Raw genomic sequence first — 17902 nt, forward strand, 5'->3', positions numbered from 1 at the left:
GAGATCACACACCGGTTTGGAGACGCAGAGATGGCACCGACGCCCGCAGGCACCGCCCGCCTCCCCGCAGCCGTCGGCCCGGTCGAGCTCTCCGAGTTCTTCGCGCCGCAGCACACCTCGTCGGAGGTGCTTCCCGACCCCGAGCCCCTGCTGACCAACCTCACCCGCGGCGTGCTCGAGGTGCTGTCGGGGCAGCGTGAGGTCGATCAGCTCGCGCGCTGGCTCACCGAAGACGCCTACCGTGTGCTGGTCACCCGCGCCAACCTCGCGACCCGCGCGCGCAGCGCACGGGGCGTGCCGGCCTCGCGCCCGGTGCACGCGATCCTCTCGGTGCATCACTCCTCGCCCGCCGACGGCGTGGTCGAGGCCGTCGTCATCGTGGCCGGCCCCGCCCGCACCCGCGCCGTCGCGATGCGCCTGGAGGGCATGGACCGCCGCTGGCGCGCCACGTCGCTCGCGCTCCTGTGACCCCCTGACCGACGTCCGATCGGCCCCGACGAAGTGGCCGATCCGGACGTCTTCCCCTGCACCACGGGGACCGCGATGAGACGACGGATGCCGGTGGCATCCGTCGTCTCATCCGATCACTGCGTGTACGACGCCAGGAAGTTGCCCAGCCGCTCGACCGCTTCGGTCAGCACGCGCGCCTCGGGGAGGGTCACGATGCGCAGGTGATCGGGATCGGGCCAGTTGAAGCCCGTGCCGGGCACCAGCAGCACGTGCTCGGCGACGAGGAAGTCGTGCACGAGCTTGGCGTCGTCGTGGATCTCGTGCACCTCGGGGTCGAGGCGCGGAAAGGCGTAGAGGGCACCGGCGGGCCGGACGCACGAGACGCCGGGGATCGCCTCCAGCCCCTCCCACGCCGCATCGCGCTGCTCGTGCAGCCGACCGGTGGGGGCGATCAGCGCATCGATCGACTGCACCCCCGACAGCGCGGCCTGCACCGCGTGCTGCGCGGGCACGTTGGGGCACAGCCGCGTCGAGGCGAGCAGGTTGATGCCCTCGAGGAAGCCGGAGGCGTGCGACTTCGGCCCCGTGATGACCATCCATCCCGAGCGGTAGCCGGCCACCCGATAGGTCTTGGAGAGCCCGTTGAAGGTCAGGCACAGCAGGTCGGGCGCGAGGGTCGCGAGCGAGACGTGCTCGGCGTCGTCGAACAGGATGCGGTCGTAGATCTCGTCGGCCAGCAGCAGCAGGGAGTGCTCGCGGGCGACCTCGACGATCTGCTCCAGCACCTCGCGCGAGTAGACCGCCCCCGTCGGGTTGTTGGGGTTGATCACGACGATCGCCTTGGTGCGCGGGGTCACCTTCGCGCGGATGTCCTCGATGTCGGGCTGCCAGCCGTTCTGCTCGTCGCAGACGTAGTGCACCGGGGTGCCGCCGCCGAGGCTGGTCATCGCCGTCCACAGCGGGTAGTCCGGTGCCGGGATGAGGACCTCGTCGCCCTCGTCGAGGAGCGCCTGCATCGTCATCGTGATCAGCTCGGACACGCCGTTGCCGAGGAAGACGTCGTCGGGGTCGACCTTGGGGAAGCCCGGGGTCTGCTCGTAGCGGTACACCACGGCACGGCGGGCCGACATGATGCCGCGGCTCTCGCTGTAGCCGTGGGCCTGCGGGATCGCCTCGATCATGTCGCGCACGATCTGGAACGGCGCCTCGAAGCCGAACGAGGCCGGGTTGCCCGTGTTCAGCTTGAGGATCGTGTGCCCCTCGGCCTCGAGCCGCCCGGCCTCCACGAGCGCCTGTCCACGGATCTCGTAGAGGACGTTCTTCAGCTTGGCCGACTGATCGAGGGGGCGGAGGGGGCTCATCGACTCAGGATAATGCCGAGCGGATGCGGCCAATCGCCCGCGTGTGGCCCGTGCGGGCGCGGCATCCGTCCTACTTCTTCTTCTCGGCGGCGCGGCGCTGCGAACGGTTCTGCGGGGCGGGCTGCCCGGCGGCGCCGTCGGTGCGCTGCCCGAAGGCCCCGCGCGCGGCGGGAGTCGCGGGCTGCTCGGCCTGAGCGGCGGGCGCGGCGGAGGCGGCAGCGGCGGCACGACGGATGCGGTCGGTCGCCGCCTGCTGCACCTGGCCGCGGTCGTTGCGCACCTCGACCTCGCCGGCGTCGTTGGACGCCGAGTACTCCAGACGCTGGCCCTCGACGGGGGCGACGCCCAGGCCCTTGGCCTCGACCTGGGCGACCTCGTCGCCCTCGCGACGCACCTCGACCTCGAGGTTGTAGAGGTAGCCGACCGACTCCTCCTTGATCTGCCCCATCATCGACTGGAACATCGTGAAGCCCTCGCGCTGGTACTCGATGAGCGGGTCGCGCTGGGCCATCGCCCGCAGGCCGATGCCGTCCTTGAGGTAGTCCATCTCGTAGAGGTGGTCGCGCCAGCGGCGGTCGAGCACCTGCAGCACGACCCGGCGCTCGAGCTCGCGGGTGGCGGCATCGCCGAGGCTCTCCTGGCGGTTGTCGTACGCGATGCGCGCGTCGGAGAGGATCTCCCGCTTCAGGCCCGCCGCGGTGATCCGGCCCTTGGTGCCGGCCTCGGCGACGACCTCGTCGATCGTCACGCTCACGGGGTAGAGGGTCTTGAGCTCGGTCCACAGCGCGTCGAAGTCCCAGCTCTCGGTGTGACCGGAGCCGGTGTGGTCGTCGATGACGGCGTTGATGGCGTCTTCGATGAAGTGCTGCACGCGGTCGGCGATGTCGTCGCCCTGCAGCATGTGGCGGCGGTCGGAGTAGATCGCCTCGCGCTGGCGGTTGAGGACGTCGTCGTACTTCAGCACGTTCTTGCGGATCTCGGCGTTGCGGCCCTCGACCTGCGACTGCGCGCTCTTGATCGCCCGCGACACCATCGAGGACTCGATCGCGACGTCGTCGGGGAAGTTCGTGCGGCTCAGGATCGCCTCGGCCGCGCCCGACTGGAACAGCCGCATGAGGTCGTCGGTGAGCGACAGGTAGAAGCGGCTCTCGCCGGGGTCGCCCTGACGGCCGGATCGTCCGCGCAGCTGGTTGTCGATGCGGCGCGACTCGTGGCGCTCGGTGCCCAGCACGTACAGCCCGCCGGCCTCGACGACCTTCGCCGCCTCGACGGCGACCCTGTCCCGGGTGCCCTCGTAGACGGCATCCCACTCGGCCTCGTACTCGTCGGGCGTCTCGACGGGGTCGAGTCCCTTGGCCTTCATCTCCTGGACGGCGAGGAACTCGGCATTGCCGCCGAGCATGATGTCGGTGCCGCGGCCGGCCATGTTGGTGGCGACCGTGACCGCGCCCAGGCGACCGGCGCGGGCGACGATCTCCGCCTCGCGCGCATGGTTCTTCGCGTTCAGCACCTCGTGCTTGATGCCCTTCTTGGACAGCAGCCGCGACAGGTACTCGCTCTTCTCGACGCTGACGGTGCCCACGAGCACCGGCTGGCCCTTCTCGTGACGCTCGGCGATGTCCTCCACGACCTGGGCGAACTTGGCCTGCTCGTTCTTGTAGACGAGGTCGGACTGGTCCTTGCGGATCATCGGCTTGTTCGTCGGGATGGGCACCACGCCCAGCTCGTAGGTCGACATGAACTCGGCCGCCTCGGTCTCGGCGGTACCGGTCATGCCGGCGAGCTTCTCGTACAGGCGGAAGTAGTTCTGCAGCGTGACGGTGGCCAGGGTCTGGTTCTCGGCCTTGACCGGCACCGCCTCCTTGGCCTCGATGGCCTGGTGGATGCCCTCGTTGTAGCGGCGACCGACCAGGATGCGGCCGGTGTGCTCGTCGACGATCATGACCTCGTCGTTCATCACGACGTAGTCGGTGTCGCGCTTGAACAGCGCCAGCGCCTTGATCGAGTTGTTGAGGAACGAGATGAGCGGGGTGTTGGCCGACTCGTACAGGTTGTCGATGCCGAGGTAGTCCTCGACCTTCTCGATGCCGGGCTCGAGCACGCCGATGGTGCGCTTCTTCTCGTCGACCTCGTAGTCCTCGCCCGCCTCGAGGGTCTGGGCGATCTTCGCGAACTCGGTGAACCAGCGGTTGGCCTCCCCCGAGGACGGCCCGGAGATGATGAGCGGGGTGCGCGCCTCGTCGATGAGGATCGAGTCGACCTCGTCGACGATCGCGAAGAAGTGACCTCGCTGCACGAGGTCCTCCTTGCGCCACGCCATGTTGTCGCGCAGGTAGTCGAAGCCGAACTCGTTGTTGGTGCCGTAGGTGATGTCGGCCTCGTACTGCTCGCGGCGCACCTCGGGGGTCTGGCCGGCGACGATCGTCCCGGTCGTCATGCCCAGGGCGCGATAGATGCGGCCCATCAGCTCCGACTGGTACGACGCCAGGAAGTCGTTGACGGTGATAACGTGCACGCCCTTGCCTGCGATCGCGTTGAGGTACACCGGGAAGGCGCCGGTCAGGGTCTTGCCCTCACCGGTCTTCATCTCGGCGATGTTGCCGAGATGAAGGGCCGCGCCGCCCATGATCTGCACGTCGTACGGGCGCTGGCCGAGGGTGCGCTTGGCGGCCTCGCGGACGGCGGCGAAGGCCTCGGGCATCAGCTGGTCGAGCGTCTCGCCGGCCTCGTGGCGCGCGCGCAGCTCGACCGACTCGCTGCGCAGCTCCTCGTCGGTCAGCTGGGCGTAGTCCTCTTCGAGGGCGTTCACGGCCTTGACCACCTGCTGCAGGCGTCGGAGGATGCGACCCTCGCCGGCGCGGAGCAGTTTCTCGAGGGGGTTTGCCACGGGACGATCTCCATCTGTCGGGGGTGACGTGCGCGCACGCGTTCCGGCCGTCGGTTGCCGTGCCGCTCGGCGGCAGGCATATGCATCCATGTTATCGGGCTGTGACCTTGAGGTGCGCTGGACGCCGCGACGGCTCCCACCGGCTCCGGTGAAATGTATGCTCAGAAACTGAATACCGGGTATGGAAGGCGGGACGACGTGTCGGTGAAGCAGAGCCTGCTGGCGATCCTCGATCTGGGGCCGTGCTACGGCTATCAGCTCCGCTCCGAGTTCGACCGCCGCACCGGGGCCACGTGGCCGCTGAACGTGGGCCAGATCTACAACACCCTCGACCGCCTGGAGCGCGACGGCCTCGTCGAGAAGGACGCGGTCGACGCGCAGGGCCACGTCTACTGGCGGATCACGGATGCCGGCTCCGCCGCCGTGCGCGAATGGCTCGACACCCCCGTGGACGCCCCCGCCGTCACCCGCGACGAGCTCGCCGTGAAGGTGTCGCTGGCCGCCACGCTCCCCGGCGCGGATGCGACGGCGATCGTGCGGGCTCAGCGCGTCGCCTCCACCGCACGGCTGCGGGGCCTCTCCCGGGAGCCGCTCGGCTCCCCCGCCGACCCCGCGGAGCTCGCCGGCGCGCTCATCTCGGACGCGCTCGTCTGCGCCGCCGAGGCCGAGCTGCACTGGCTCGACCGCGTCGAGGAGCGGCTGGCGCAGCATCCGGGGTCGTCTCTTCCGCTCGCGCCCACGTCGCAGCGTCCGCGTCGCGGTCGCCCCGTCAGGAGCTAGGTGTTGCTGGCCAGGAGGTTGTTGACGGGCGCGCGGCTCGTCGAGCGGGATGATAATCGGGTGGCTCCGGTTATCTATCGGGAGGAAAGGCTCCATCCCGGCTTGTCCGAGTGGGTGACGTGCGCGTGGACATACGAGCGGGCGTACGGCGATGAGGATGTCGAGACGGTGATGCCTGACGGCACGGTCGAGCTGGTCGTCCAGCTTGCCACCTCCTACAGGGACGCAGGCGTTGAGCTACCGACATGTGTCGCGATCGGGACGCTCGACCGTCCGCTCGTTCTGACAGCCGAGGGCGCCATGCAAGTCTGGTGCGTCAGGTTCCCGTGGTGGGGCCTGGCCCCGTTCGGGGACGTCAGCGCCTTCGCCGGACGACAATGGGCAGCGGCAGACGACGTCTTCGACGCGGGTCTTGTCGCCGGCGTCCGCGACGCGGCCTCGTCCGCGCACCCGGTGGACGGGCTGAACCGGGTGCTGCTGTCGCACCTACTGGCGTGGACGATCGGTCCCGCACCCCTCCGGGAGGCGGGGCGGGCGATCACGGACCACGCCGCGAAGCTGACCGTGGCGGAACTCGCGGCGGCGTGCACCTCCTCGCAGCGCAAGCTTCAGCGCGACTTCCGCGAGGTGTTGGATGCGACGCCGGCGCAGATGATCGCACGCGTCCGGTTTGAACGCGCCCGCCGCCTGCTCATGAACAAGGATCTCCCGCTTGCCCGCGTGGCGGCGGAGGCTGGGTACGCGGACCAGCCGCACATGAATCGCGCTTTCACCTTGTTCGCGCTGATGACTCCACGCGACTATCGCAGGCAGTTCCAGCACACGATCGATCCGGATGGGAAGGTCGCATTGGTCCAAGACTGAGGGCCCAGGGTGACGCGAGGCTGGGTCCGCTGTTCATCACCACCCGCACTTGAGGAGGCTACCCGTGCCATCGATCCCACTATTCAAAGTCCTCGTGAACGACCTCGATGAGGCGGTCGGCTTCTACACCGGCAAGCTTGGCATGAGCCTGCTCGAAGACAAGCGGCTCGGCGACTACCGCTGGGTCCTCGTCGGCTATCCAGAGCAGCCTGGGTTCGGGATCAACCTCGACCTCGCGACGACCGAGGAGGAGAAGGTTCTTGTAGGTGGGCAGGCGGCCGGGTTGTCGATGTTCAGCATCGCGACCGAGAACTGCCGCAGAGACTATGAAGCGATGCTGGAGCGTGGGATCGAGTTTGAAGGACAACCGGAGTCGCAGCCGTGGGGAACCGCGGTCACGCTGCGTGATGTGGCAGGTAACCGCGTCCACCTGAGCCAAGACGCATGATCGGCACCGACGTCGACCGCTACCTCGCTGAGGCTACGCATCCCTGGCCGGCGGAGGTGCTCACTTCCACCGTCACGGCGATTCGCGCAGGCGGTCCGTTCCAGGAAGCGATCAAGTGGAGCCACCCCTACTTCTCCCTCAACGGCCACGCCGTGGTGAAGCTCTACGCGGCACAAGGATGGATCAATATCTTCTACTATCGCGGCGCAGAACTCGAAGACCCCGACGGCTGAATCGGCCTGACTTTCGTTCCGTTCTTCAAGCAAGGATGGAACTCGATGAACAGGAAGTATTCGCCGGAGATGTGTGAGCGCGCGCTGCGGATGCTCGCGGAGACGCGGCCGTCGCACCCGAACATGATGAGCGCGGTCCGTCACGTCGCGGGGTTGCTGGGCATGAGCCCGGAGACGCTGCGGCTCTGGCAGCGCCGCTACGAGGTCGACGCCGGCGGCAAGCCTGGGGCGACCGAGGCCGCGCAGCGGATCAAGCAGCTCGAGAAGGAGAACGCCGAGCTGCGGAAGGCGAATGAGATCCTCAAGGCTGCGAGCGTGTTTTTCGCGAAGGAGCTCGACCGCCCCTGACCGAGATGATCCGGTTCATCAATGAGCACCGGGATCGTTTCGGGGTCGAGCTCATCTGCCGTGTCCTGCGACCGGCAGTGCAGGGCTTCCTCACCTCCCGCGGCTACCGCGCCGCCATCGGCCGTGCGCCGTCCGCGCGGCAGTTGAAGGATGAGCTGCTGGTCCCGGAGGTCGCGAGGCTGCACGCCGAGAACTACGGCGTCTACGGCCGCCGGAAGATGCATGCGCTGATGCGCCGGCAAGGCTGGGACATCGGCCGCGACCAGACCGAACGCCTCATGCGGCTCGCTGGGGTCCGCGGCGTCCGGAAGTCGAAGCGGGTATTCACCACGCGCTCCGACAAGACCGTGGCGCTGCCGAGCGACCTGGTCAACCGTCGCTTCACCGCGCCGGCGCCGCGACGGCTCTGGGTGTGTGACGTGACGTATGTCGCCACCTGGTCCGGTTTCGCGTACGTCGCGTTCGTCACCGACGTCTACTCGAGGCGGATCGTCGGCTGGAACGTCGCATCCACGCTGCGCGCCGAGATCCTGCCGATGCAGGCGCTCGACATGGCCGCCTGGGGCGTCGGCGGACGGCTCGACGGGCTCATCATCACGCTGACCATGGGTCGAACTACACCGCGATGGTCTACACGGAGCGGATCGTCGAGCTCGGCGCGGTCCCCTCCACGGGGACCGTCGGCGACTCGTTTGATAACGCGATGGCAGAGGCGGTCAACAACCTCTACAAGACCGAGCTGATCCGTCAGCGCGGACCGTGGCGGACCGTCGAGCAGGTCGAACTCGCGACGCTCGAGTGGGTGTGGTGGTGGAACAACCAGCGCCTCCACGGCGAGCTCGACATGCGCACCCCGATCGAGGTCGAGAACGCATACTACGCTGACCTGGAATCAGCCCAACCGGCACCTGCCGGACAAGGCTCCCGATAGGAACGAAAGTCAGGCCGATTCAGGCCTCCTCGAAGGAGACGGCCCCAGCGGCATGCGACGGATGCGCATCCACCGTGACGCGGGGATACCCCTGCACCAGATCCAGAACCTCAGCCGCGCAGCAGCGGACCTGGCGAGCACATGACGCACGCAAACGCGCCCTTGACTCCCGAAGGACGCATGCGATTGGTCGTTCGGTGTCGCACGCGTCCGATCGCTCACGTCGCCGCTGAGATGGGCATCTCCCGCGCGACCGCCTCCAAGTGGGTAAACCGGTACAAGCAGTTCGGTGAACTCGGCCTGGTCGATCGCTCATCCGCTCCGGCACGGCAGCCAACGGCTACGCCGGGGCAGCTCGTCAGGCGGATCGAGCAGATGCGGCGCGAGCACAAGTGGTCCGCATCCCGCATCGCTTTCGAGCTCCGCCACGATGGCACACCGGTCGGCCGCCGCACGATCACGCGGTTGCTGGCCCAGCTGGGGCTGAACCGGCGAAAGTTCATGGACCCCACCGGCGAGAACAACCGTGAGGCGAGAAAAATCATCGCCAACCGCCCCGGCCACATGGTGCACATCGACGTGAAGAAGACCGGCCGTATTCCTGACGGGGGCGGCTGGCGCGTGCACGGCAAGAACAGCGTCAAGGCCAAGGAGGTAGCCCGGTCGAAGACGCGGCGTAAAGACCGGCTACGTGTTCCTCCACTCCGCGATCGATGGCTACTCCCGACTCGCCTACACCGAGGCGCTGCCCGACGAGAAAGCCGTCACGGCCGTGGCGTTTCTCGACCGAGCAAGATCGTGGCTCGCGGCCCACGGCATCACACAGATCGAACGCATCGTGACAGACAACGGCTCCTGCTATCGGGCGAACGCCTTCGCCGAAGCGGTCGGTGAGAGTCGGCACCAGCGGATCACCCCGTACACGCCGCGTCACAACGGGAAGATCGAGCGATACAACCGCATCCTCGCCGAAGAGTTCCTCTACGCCCGCACCTGGCACTCAGAGACAGAGCGCGCCGCCGCACTCAAGATCTGGAACCAGCATTACAACTATCATCGCCCCCACGGCGCACACGGCGGACAACCGCCAGCATCCGCGACACCCGCACGCGTCAATAACGTGTTGACCTCCTACAGCTAGGGCGCCCGGGCGTCCTGTCCCCTCTCAGGCGCGCGCACTACGCTGAACTGTGCCTGAAACCGAGAACTCCACCGAGACCGAGACGCCCGACGAGACCGCGACCCCCACCTTCGCCGACCTCGGGCTGGGTGAGGCGGTTCTCAAGTCGCTGCGCGACGTCGGGTACGAGACGCCGTCGGCGATCCAGGCCGCCACCATCCCCACGCTGCTGTCCGGGCGCGACGTCGTGGGCCTCGCCCAGACCGGCACCGGCAAGACCGCGGCGTTCGCGCTGCCGATCCTCGACCGCCTCGACCTGGCGCAGAAGTCGCCGCAGGCGCTCGTACTCGCCCCGACGCGCGAGCTCGCGCTGCAGGTGTGCGAAGCGTTCGAGAAGTACGCCGGCCACACCAAGGGCGTGCACGTGCTCCCCGTCTACGGCGGACAGGGCTACGGCGTGCAGCTGTCGGCCCTCCGTCGCGGCGTGCACATCATCGTGGGCACCCCCGGTCGCATCATGGACCACCTCGACAAGGGCACCCTCGACCTGTCGGATGAAGTTCCTCGTGCTCGACGAGGCCGACGAGATGCTCAAGATGGGCTTCGCCGAAGACGTCGAGACGATCCTCGCCGACACCCCCGACACCAAGCAGGTCGCGCTGTTCTCGGCGACCATGCCGGCATCCATCCGCCGCATGTCGCAGCAGTACCTGCACGATCCGGAGGAGATCACGGTCAAGACCAAGACCGCGACCTCCGCGAACATCACGCAGCGCTATCTGATCGTCGCGTGGCAGCAGAAGATGGACGCGCTCACGCGCATCCTCGAGGTCGAGAACTTCGAGGGCATGATCATCTTCGGCCGCACCAAGAGCGTCACCGAGGAGATCGCCGAGAAGCTGCGCGCCCGCGGGTACTCCGCCGCCGCGATCAACGGCGACATCGCCCAGGCCCAGCGCGAGCGCACCGTGAACCAGCTCAAGTCGGGCAAGCTCGACATCCTGGTGGCGACGGATGTCGCGGCCCGGGGCCTGGACGTCGACCGCATCTCGCACGTGGTGAACTTCGACATCCCCACCGACGCCGAGTCGTACGTGCACCGCACGGGCCGCACCGGGCGCGCCGGACGCACCGGCGACGCGATCAGCTTCGTCACCCCCGCGAGCGCGGCCTGGTGAAGATGATCGAGCGCGCCACCCGCCAGGAGCTCACCGAGATGACGCTGCCCAGCGTCGACGAGGTGAACGAGACACGCCTGTCGCGCTTCGACGACCGGATCACCGCGGCCCTCGGCGAGACCGAGCGCATCGACCGGTTCCGCGACATCGTCGCCCACTACGTGCGCCATCACGACGTGCCCGAGACCGATGTCGCCGCCGCCCTCGCGGTCGTCGCGCAGGGCGAGACGCCGCTGCTGCTCGAGCCCGACCCCGAGCCGTCGGCGCGCTCGCCACGCGGCGACCGTCCCGAGCGGGGTGACCGCGTCGAGCGCGGCGACCGCACGGAGCGACGGGGCGCGAGCGGGCCGATGGCCACCTACCGGATCGCGGTCGGCCGGCGGCACCGCGTGGAGCCGCGTCAGATCGTCGGCGCCCTCGCCAACGAGGGGGCCTCGGCCGCGGCGACTTCGGGGCGATCCAGATCCGTCCCGACTTCTCGCTCGTGGAGCTTCCCGCGAACCTGGGGCGCGAGACGCTCGACCGACTCTCCGGGACCCGCATCTCGGGCCAGCTCATCGAGCTGCGCCTCGACACCGGCGGTCCCGGTCGTCGGCGCGACGACGACCGCGGCGGCTACGCCCGTCCGGCCCGAGACGACCGCCCCGCCCGCGGATCGTTCGACGACCGCCCGCCCCGCAAGCCGCGCCACCGCGACTGACACACGCCTGCGGCATCCGCTCGTCTGCCGGCCCGCACTCTCTTTCGCCTTCTGCTACACCTCCCTGCGTCCGCCCTATCGATTCCCTTAGGGCGGACGCCGATTCGTGACACAGAACGTGCAAGCGGCCCGGCCGGGTGCGCCTAGCGCGAACCGCGGGAGGATGCCCCGGAGCGGCGACCTAGGATCGAAGCATGGCCGGATTCTGGGGCAAGCGACGACGTGAAGAGCAGGCGCAGCAGGACGCGCAGGACGCCGACCTCGACCGCCGCGCGCAGAGCGCGCTGGTCGCGACCGACGAGCGGCTGCGCGTCACCGCCGACGAGCTCGTGTTCGCGGAGGCGGAGCTGGGGACGGATGCCACGCGCGAGCTGCGCGAGGCGCTCACCGCGGTGCGCACCCACCTGGCCGAGGCGTTCCACCTGCACCAGCTGAACCACGACGAGATCCCCGACACGCGCGAGGAGCTGCGCACCCGCAACGCCCGCATCGTGCAGTTGTGCGAGTGGGCCGGGGAGGTCATCGACGACAAGACCGAGGCTCTGGCCGGGCGGATCGCGACCGTGCGGCGTGCTCCCGAGATCCTCGCCGGGGTGCGCGCCGACGCCGTGCGCCTGCGCGAGCGACTCGCCGACGTGCGGGCGGTGATCGCCCGCGTCGGCGAGCGCTACAGCGACGACGCGGTGCGCTCCCGTCGCCGCCAATGCCGATGAAGCGGCGCAACTGCTCGATTTCGCCGAGCACGGGGCCGACGTGTCGGAGCGCCGTCGCGCTACCGGACAGCGCGAGCAGGCGCTCCTGGCGCTGGAGACGGCCACCGAGGCGGTGCGGCGTGCGGCCTCCCTCTTCGACGCCGTCGACGACTTCGAGGTCGAGGCGCTGCGCGCGCAGTCCACGCTCGCCGACGTGGTGGCCGACTCGCGCGGAGACATCGTCGCCGCGCGGAACGCCCCCCAGGTGCCCGCCGTGACGGCGGCCGTGTCGGCGCTCGAAGAGGCGCTGGCCGCGCTGTCGCCCGCCGGCGCGAAGGCCGACCCGTTCCGCGAGCTCACTCGACTGCGCGAGGCCAACACCGCCCTCGACGCTGCGATCGACACGGCGCGCGAGCGCGCGGCCCGCCCCCTTCCGACGGTCGAGCAGATCCGTCATGCCGTCGACGACGCCGACCATCAGCTCGCCGTCGCGCGCGCGTCATCTCCGGCCACCGCGGCTGGATCGGCGCCGACGCCCGCACACGGCTCGCCGAGGCCGAGCGACTGCGACTCGACATGGAGGCGCTGCCCGGCGGCGAGGACTCGCTCGAGCCGGCGCTGCAGATGGCACGACGGACCGGGATGCTGGCGGCCGAAGCCCTGCAGCTCGCCCAGCGCGACATCGACTCGTCCCGTCCGCAGGATCCGGGCGGCTGGGGTCAGGGCGGCGGCGGGCGACGCGGAGGCGGCATGGGCGACGCGATGGGCGGCATCCTCGGCGGTCTCGTGATCGGCGGCCTCCTCGGCGACATCTTCGACTGACGTCCGGGGCCGCTCACCCGACGCGACACGCCCTGCGTGCGCCTCATCGAGGGCGTGTCGCGTCGGGTGAGCAGTCCTGACGGGACATGACGAAGCGCCGGGACCCCCGGGTCCCGGCGCTTCGTCGTGTCAGGTCAGGAGGCCAGCTCCTCGGCCTCCGGCGGGGCGGCGGCCGTCAGCGAGATGACGCCGTAGTCCCAGCCCTTGCGGCGGTAGACCACGCTCGGGTGGTCGCTGCGGGCGTCGATGAAGAGGAAGAAGTCGTGGCCGACCAGCTCCATGCGGTCGACCGCCTCCTCCACGGTCATCCATTCGGCGTCGAAGTTCTTGGTGCGGATGACGACCGGCGTGTAGTCGGCCTCCTCCTCGTCGCCGGCGATGACGGGCACCTCGCCGGTCGCGACGGCGCGCAGCACGTCGGCCGACGCCGGCTGCACGTCGATCCCCTGCAGCTGTCCGCTCCCCTTCTCGAACTTGGCTCCGCGGGGGTGGTTGCGCGCGTCGACGCGCTTGTCCTTCGCGCGCCGCAGCTGCTCGGTCATCTTGTCGAGCGCGAGGTCGAGCGCGGCGAACTTGTCGCCGTCGACGGCCTCCGCCCGCACGATCGGGCCCTTGCCGGTGAGGGTGAGCTCGACCGTCTCGTCGTCGACCCGCGTGTTGTGGTACGCGCGGTGGGTGACCTTGACCTCGAGGGACTGCGCGCGCGGCGCGAGGTTCTCGATGCGGACGGACTTCTCTTCGACAACGGAGCGGAACCGATCGGTGATGCCCACTCCCACGCCGACGATGCTGGTTTCCATCCTTGACCTCCTTGTTCCGGTCCGCCCGGCCAAGGGCGGACCATCGAGTCGCCTTGTGTCCCCCCACGGTAGTCCGGGCGACAGGTCATGTCACGCGGAAGTTCACCTCGTGTTCACGCGCACCCGGCGCGATCCGCGCCGTGGCGGCGATCGTGGCCGCACCGATCACTTCCACCCCGGCGTGTCGCAGCGCCCGCACCGCTTCGGCCAGACTCGCCCCGGTCGTCACGACGTCGTCGACGACGATCGCGCGCCGTCCGCAGGCATCCGCCACCCGCAGTCCCCGGGCGTCCGTCGCCCGGAGGCTGCCGGCCACGTTGCGCGCGCGCTCGTCGCGACCCAGACCCCGCTGATCGGCGGTCTGGCGCACCGGGCGCAGCAGCCGCACGGGTGCCAGACCCGCCCGCCGCGCGACCAGCTCGACCACTCGATAGCCGCGGCGGCGCATCGCCGCGCGCGACGAGGGAACCGGCACGACCGCGCACCCGCCGCCGGGGTCGAGCAGCGCGACGGCCTCCGCCAGGCACGGAGCCAGAGCGCGGGCCAGCCCCGTGCGCCCCTCCTCCTTGAGCGACCGCACGACGCGCGCAGGAGCGCCCTCGAACGGCAGCGAGCTCGCGACGCGGATGCCTGCGGCCAGGGTGCGCACGCGAGGGCGCGGCACGAGCGCCGCACGACAGCATGCGCACAGCGCCTCGTCGGGCAGACCGCAGCCGGCGCACTCGACCGGGAAGGCGAGCGTCAGCGCGTCCTCCAGCGCGTCGCGCACGGCGGCGGGCAGGAACGGCATGCTCCCACTCTGCCCGTCGATGCCGTGCGGCCCGCATCTGCGGCACGTGAGCGGTGCACACCCGCCGAGCCCGGCACCCCCCGCCCCGGCTGGGGAGGAATCAGCGCGGCTGCCCCTGCTGCGTCGCCAGCACCGTGATGCCGCTGCCGGTCTGATTCCAGTTCGTCCCTCGCTTGACGTACAGCGCGCCCGCCCCATCGCGCAGGCGCACCGTCGCGGTCGAGCCGCCGCCGGCGATCGCGACCGAATCGACGGGTGCCGCGACCGTCGACCCCGGACCGCCCACCGGCTGCTCGATCATGACCGGCTGCTCGTCACCGGTGGTCAGCACGCCCAGGTTCGCGTCGTCGAGCCACGTGAGCCCGCGCCCGATGCCGGGGGCGGCAGCGACCTCGAGCACCTGACTCCCGAGGGTGGTCGGCGTGCCGTCGGCGGTGCGCACGATGCCCTTCACCCACACGAAGGTGCGGCCGCCCGACTCGACCAGCGCCGCGATGCGCGTGCCGTCGCGCGAGACCGCCATGGCGGTGACGGCGGATGCCCCGTTCCACGCGTTCTGCACGGTGACCGGCGTGCCCGCGTCGCCCGTGGCACGCAGCGCCGCGGGCGCATCGTGCGGCACCGTCCACACCCATCCGTACCGGTCGATCGTGGGGTCGATGATCCCGGAGCGGGCGTCGACCTCCGCGAACGGGCGGTCGCTGCTCACCCGCACCACCGTGCCGCTGGTAAGCCGTGCGGCCGCGACGGTCTGCGAGGGGGCGACCTGGATCGCCGTGGGCACCGACGGCAGCGCCAGCACGGCGTCGCTGAGTCCGGGCAGCGGGTCGACGCTGTCGCCGGAGAGGAACCCGAAGCTCTGCCCGGTGAGCACCAGGGCCGAGCCGCTCACCCCGGTGGAGGCCGTCGACACCCGCGAGACGTTCAGCGGCGTGCCCCCGGCGAGCAGCTGCACCTCGGTGACCCCCGCCGAGGCGAGGCTGGCCGCCAGCTGCGTCTGGATGCGGTCGAGCGTGGTGCGGTCGATGCCGACCGCGCTCGCCCCGAGTTCCACCTGCGCGACCCCCGAGACCTGGGGCACGGCGCTGGGCGGAGCGATGCTGTCCGGGGCGGCGGGGTTCACCGCTCCCGCCAGCCATGGGCTGGGCCCTGCCAGCAGCGCGCGGGTGATGCTCGACGGCGCGTTCACGGTCGGGAACCACCGCACATCGGGCACGAGGTAGGTCCAGCTCGGATCGAAGAACATCAGCGAGTACCGCCGGTAGACGCTGAGGAACACGTTCTGCGTCATCACCACGCCGTCGGGCGCGCGGCTGATCCGCCATTCGCCGTTCTGCTTGACCAGCTCGAAGGGCAGGCGCGTCGACCCCGTCTCGGTCGGCGCGTACGAGCCGGCCGCATCGATCTGAGCGGTCTGGGTGAGGCTCAGGGTGAGCGTGCCGTTGTCGGAGGTGTCGTCGGTGTAGGTGCGCTGACCGGTGTCGATGACGACGCCCGCGTTCGGCCGCCAGCTGTTGTCGGGCGTGAGGTACTGCCGCGCGACGAGCCAGTTGTCGGACGGACCCGACCCGGCGCGGATGAACCCCGTGACGATCTCCTCCGGTGTGCCGCCGGCCTTGGGCGGATCGGGCCGGTTCACGAAGTCGGGCGCTCCGCCGTCCCCGCTGGCCGGCACCCCGGGCTGCACCGGGCTGGAGGTGGGCAGTCCCGCGCACCCGGACAGCGCGAGCAGCGTCGCGAGGGCGGCCACCAGGGTCAGGATGCGGCGGTTCACGGCGTGCTCCGGGGCGTCGGACCCGACGCGGCACGGCCGCCCGAGGCATCCGTCGCGATCTCGATCGGCTGGGTGAGCCCGAGCGCGTCCAGCGCGTCGTCTCCGCCGTCGGCGGGGTCGACGGGGATGGGCGAAGGGCTGGGGTCGACGCCGGCGCGCCGTGGCAGGGTGAGCACGAAGTTCGTGCCGCGCCCGAGCTCCGACCAGACGGCGAGCTCGCCGCCGTGCAGCTTCGCGTCGCCGAGCGCGATCGACAGGCCCAGCCCCGTGCCGCCGATCGTGCGCTTGCGCGACGGGTCAGCTCGCCAGAAGCGGTCGAATACGCGCTCCACGTCGTCGGCGCTCATGCCGAGTCCGTAGTCGCGCACGGACAGGGCGACCGCCCGCTGATTGCTGTCGACCGTCAGGACGATCGGGCGGCCCTCGCCGTGCTCGATCGCGTTGCCGAGCAGATTGCGCACGACGCGGCGCACTCGGCGCGGGTCCATGTCGACCGGGGAATATCCCCCGGGCGCGACCAGGCGCACGTCGGTGCCGTGCTGGTCGGCGAGCTGCGACATCGAGGCCACGACGTCCTCGGCGAGGTGCGCGAGGCTCGTCGGCTCGAGCTCGAGCTGCACCGAGCCCGCGTCGTAGCGGCTGATCTCGAGGAGATCGGTCAGGAGCGTCTCGAACCTCTGCACCTGCGCGTGCAGCAGCTCCGCCGCCCGCGCCGTGGCGGGGTCGAAGTCGTCGCGTCGGTCGTTGAGCATGTCGGAGGCCAGCCGGATCGTGGTCAGCGGCGTGCGCAGCTCGTGCGAGACGTCGGAGACGAAGCGCTGCTGCACGAGGGACAGATCGGCGAGCTCCTTGATCTGCGACTCGATGCTGTCGGCCATCGCGTTGAAGGAGCGACCGAGCGTGGCCAGCTCGTCCTCCCCGTGCACCTGCAGCCGCACGGCCAGGTCGCCCGACGCGAGCTTCGCGCTGGTCTCGGCGGCCTCTCCGATCGGCGTGGTGACCGATCGGAGCACGAACCAGGAGATCGCGCCGATGAGCACGACGAGTCCGAGACCGACCACCCACAGCATCCCCTGGATGAAGCCGAGCGTCTGCGGGGCGCTGCCGAGGTCGTAGGCCACGTAGAGCTCGTACGATCCGACCACGGGGAACTGCAGCTGCTGACCGACGACGATGCCCGGCACGACGCGGCCGTCGGCGGTGGGCAGGGCGACCGACTGCCACCACTGCTGCGGATTGGAGCGCACCGCCGCGCGCAGGCCGTCCGTCACCAGCCCCTCGTCGGTGTCGAGCGCGCCGGAGGCGAAGTCCGGGGGCGCGAGCGCCGAGGGCGCGTCGTCCATCCGGGCCACCGAGATCGAGTTGGTCGAGGCCTGCTGCGCGAGGATCGCGCGCACGCTGTTCATCAGCGTCTCGATCTGCACGGGGTCGCCCTGCACGACGGCGCTGTTGAGGGCGGCCTGCGCCTGCGAGGTGGCGCGGCCGGCGTCGGCGAGCACCTGATCCTTGCGCGAGTCGAACAGGTCGTTCTGGATCGCGAGCGCCATCCAGATGCACGCGATCAGGATCGCCAGCGCCGTCAGGGCGAGGGTGACCAGCACGGTGCGGAAGCGCAGCGACCTCCGCCACAGTCCGGCGAGGCTCTCCGGCCATTCGCGCCAGTCGCGCCATCCGGACAGCGCCGGACGGGATGCCGGGACCGTCGGGTTCGCGCCCGTCATCGG

At 70.1% G+C, this 17902-nt stretch carries 13 protein-coding genes and 3 pseudogenes; 10 read left to right on the forward strand and 6 right to left on the reverse strand.

The annotated features are described in order from the left end of the window. Nucleotides 1–30 precede the first annotated feature (30 nt). Entirely contained in the window at nt 31–468 is a 438-nt protein-coding gene (locus ACSJDX_RS15310) for an Rv3235 family protein (RefSeq protein ID WP_438353493.1), read from the forward strand. Between the two features lie 116 nt (nt 469–584). Here ACSJDX_RS15310 and ACSJDX_RS15315 read toward each other — a convergent pair whose 3' ends face one another. Next, entirely contained in the window at nt 585–1811 is a 1227-nt protein-coding gene (locus ACSJDX_RS15315) for a pyridoxal phosphate-dependent aminotransferase (protein ID WP_438353494.1), read from the reverse strand. Nucleotides 1812–1881: 70 nt separating this feature from the next. Next, on the reverse strand, nt 1882–4698 hold the full coding sequence (gene secA / locus ACSJDX_RS15320; protein WP_438353495.1) for a preprotein translocase subunit SecA: 2817 nt from the start codon (nt 4696–4698) through the stop codon (nt 1882–1884). Nucleotides 4699–4896: 198 nt separating this feature from the next. Between secA and ACSJDX_RS15325 the strand changes: the two genes are divergently transcribed. From ACSJDX_RS15325 to ACSJDX_RS15365, 9 genes and pseudogenes are all read left to right on the forward strand, one after another. Continuing rightward, entirely contained in the window at nt 4897–5478 is a 582-nt protein-coding gene (locus tag ACSJDX_RS15325; RefSeq protein WP_438353496.1) for a PadR family transcriptional regulator, read from the forward strand. Beyond that, on the forward strand, nt 5479–6342 hold the full coding sequence (locus ACSJDX_RS15330; RefSeq protein WP_438353497.1) for a helix-turn-helix domain-containing protein: 864 nt from the start codon (nt 5479–5481) through the stop codon (nt 6340–6342). Nucleotides 6343–6436: 94 nt separating this feature from the next. Further along, on the forward strand, nt 6437–6790 hold the full coding sequence (locus tag ACSJDX_RS15335) for a VOC family protein (RefSeq protein ID WP_438353498.1): 354 nt from the start codon (nt 6437–6439) through the stop codon (nt 6788–6790). Beyond that, nucleotides 6787–7023 carry a hypothetical protein gene (locus ACSJDX_RS15340; protein ID WP_438353499.1) on the forward strand — a complete coding sequence of 79 codons (237 nt, stop codon included), beginning with the start codon at nt 6787–6789 and terminating at the stop codon, nt 7021–7023. Before ACSJDX_RS15335 ends, ACSJDX_RS15340 begins: the two co-directional genes overlap by 4 nt. A 45-nt stretch (nt 7024–7068) precedes the next feature. Further along, a pseudogene (locus ACSJDX_RS15345) lies at nt 7069–8302 on the forward strand (IS3 family transposase). 141 nt (nt 8303–8443) lie between these two features. Then, a pseudogene (locus ACSJDX_RS15350) lies at nt 8444–9443 on the forward strand (IS481 family transposase). A gap of 49 nt (nt 9444–9492) precedes the next feature. Further along, nucleotides 9493–11300: pseudogene (locus tag ACSJDX_RS15355) on the forward strand (DEAD/DEAH box helicase). 194 nt (nt 11301–11494) lie between these two features. After that, complete coding sequence (locus ACSJDX_RS15360) at nt 11495–12013, forward strand: hypothetical protein (RefSeq protein ID WP_438353500.1); 519 nt, start codon at nt 11495–11497, stop codon at nt 12011–12013. A 40-nt stretch (nt 12014–12053) separates the two neighbouring features. Next, a complete protein-coding gene (locus tag ACSJDX_RS15365; protein ID WP_438353501.1) occupies nt 12054–12782 on the forward strand; it encodes a hypothetical protein in 729 nt (242 codons plus the stop codon). Between the two features lie 166 nt (nt 12783–12948). Here the strand turns inward: ACSJDX_RS15365 and hpf are convergent, their stop codons facing one another. The 4 genes from hpf to mtrB form a co-directional block, all read right to left on the reverse strand. Next, on the reverse strand, nt 12949–13614 hold the full coding sequence (hpf, locus tag ACSJDX_RS15370) for a ribosome hibernation-promoting factor, HPF/YfiA family (protein WP_438353502.1): 666 nt from the start codon (nt 13612–13614) through the stop codon (nt 12949–12951). Between the two features lie 85 nt (nt 13615–13699). After that, nucleotides 13700–14404, reverse strand: coding sequence for a ComF family protein (locus ACSJDX_RS15375; protein ID WP_438353503.1), 705 nt, complete (start codon nt 14402–14404; stop codon nt 13700–13702). A gap of 100 nt (nt 14405–14504) precedes the next feature. Continuing rightward, entirely contained in the window at nt 14505–16178 is a 1674-nt protein-coding gene (locus ACSJDX_RS15380) for an LpqB family beta-propeller domain-containing protein (protein WP_438353504.1), read from the reverse strand. Further along, nucleotides 16175–17899, reverse strand: coding sequence for an MtrAB system histidine kinase MtrB (gene mtrB / locus ACSJDX_RS15385; RefSeq protein WP_438353505.1), 1725 nt, complete (start codon nt 17897–17899; stop codon nt 16175–16177). The genes ACSJDX_RS15380 and mtrB overlap by 4 nt, the downstream gene beginning before the upstream one ends. Nucleotides 17900–17902 lie beyond the last annotated feature (3 nt).

The sequence above is a fragment of the Microbacterium fluminis genome (assembly GCF_051549805.1).
Lineage (GTDB): Bacteria > Actinomycetota > Actinomycetes > Actinomycetales > Microbacteriaceae > Microbacterium.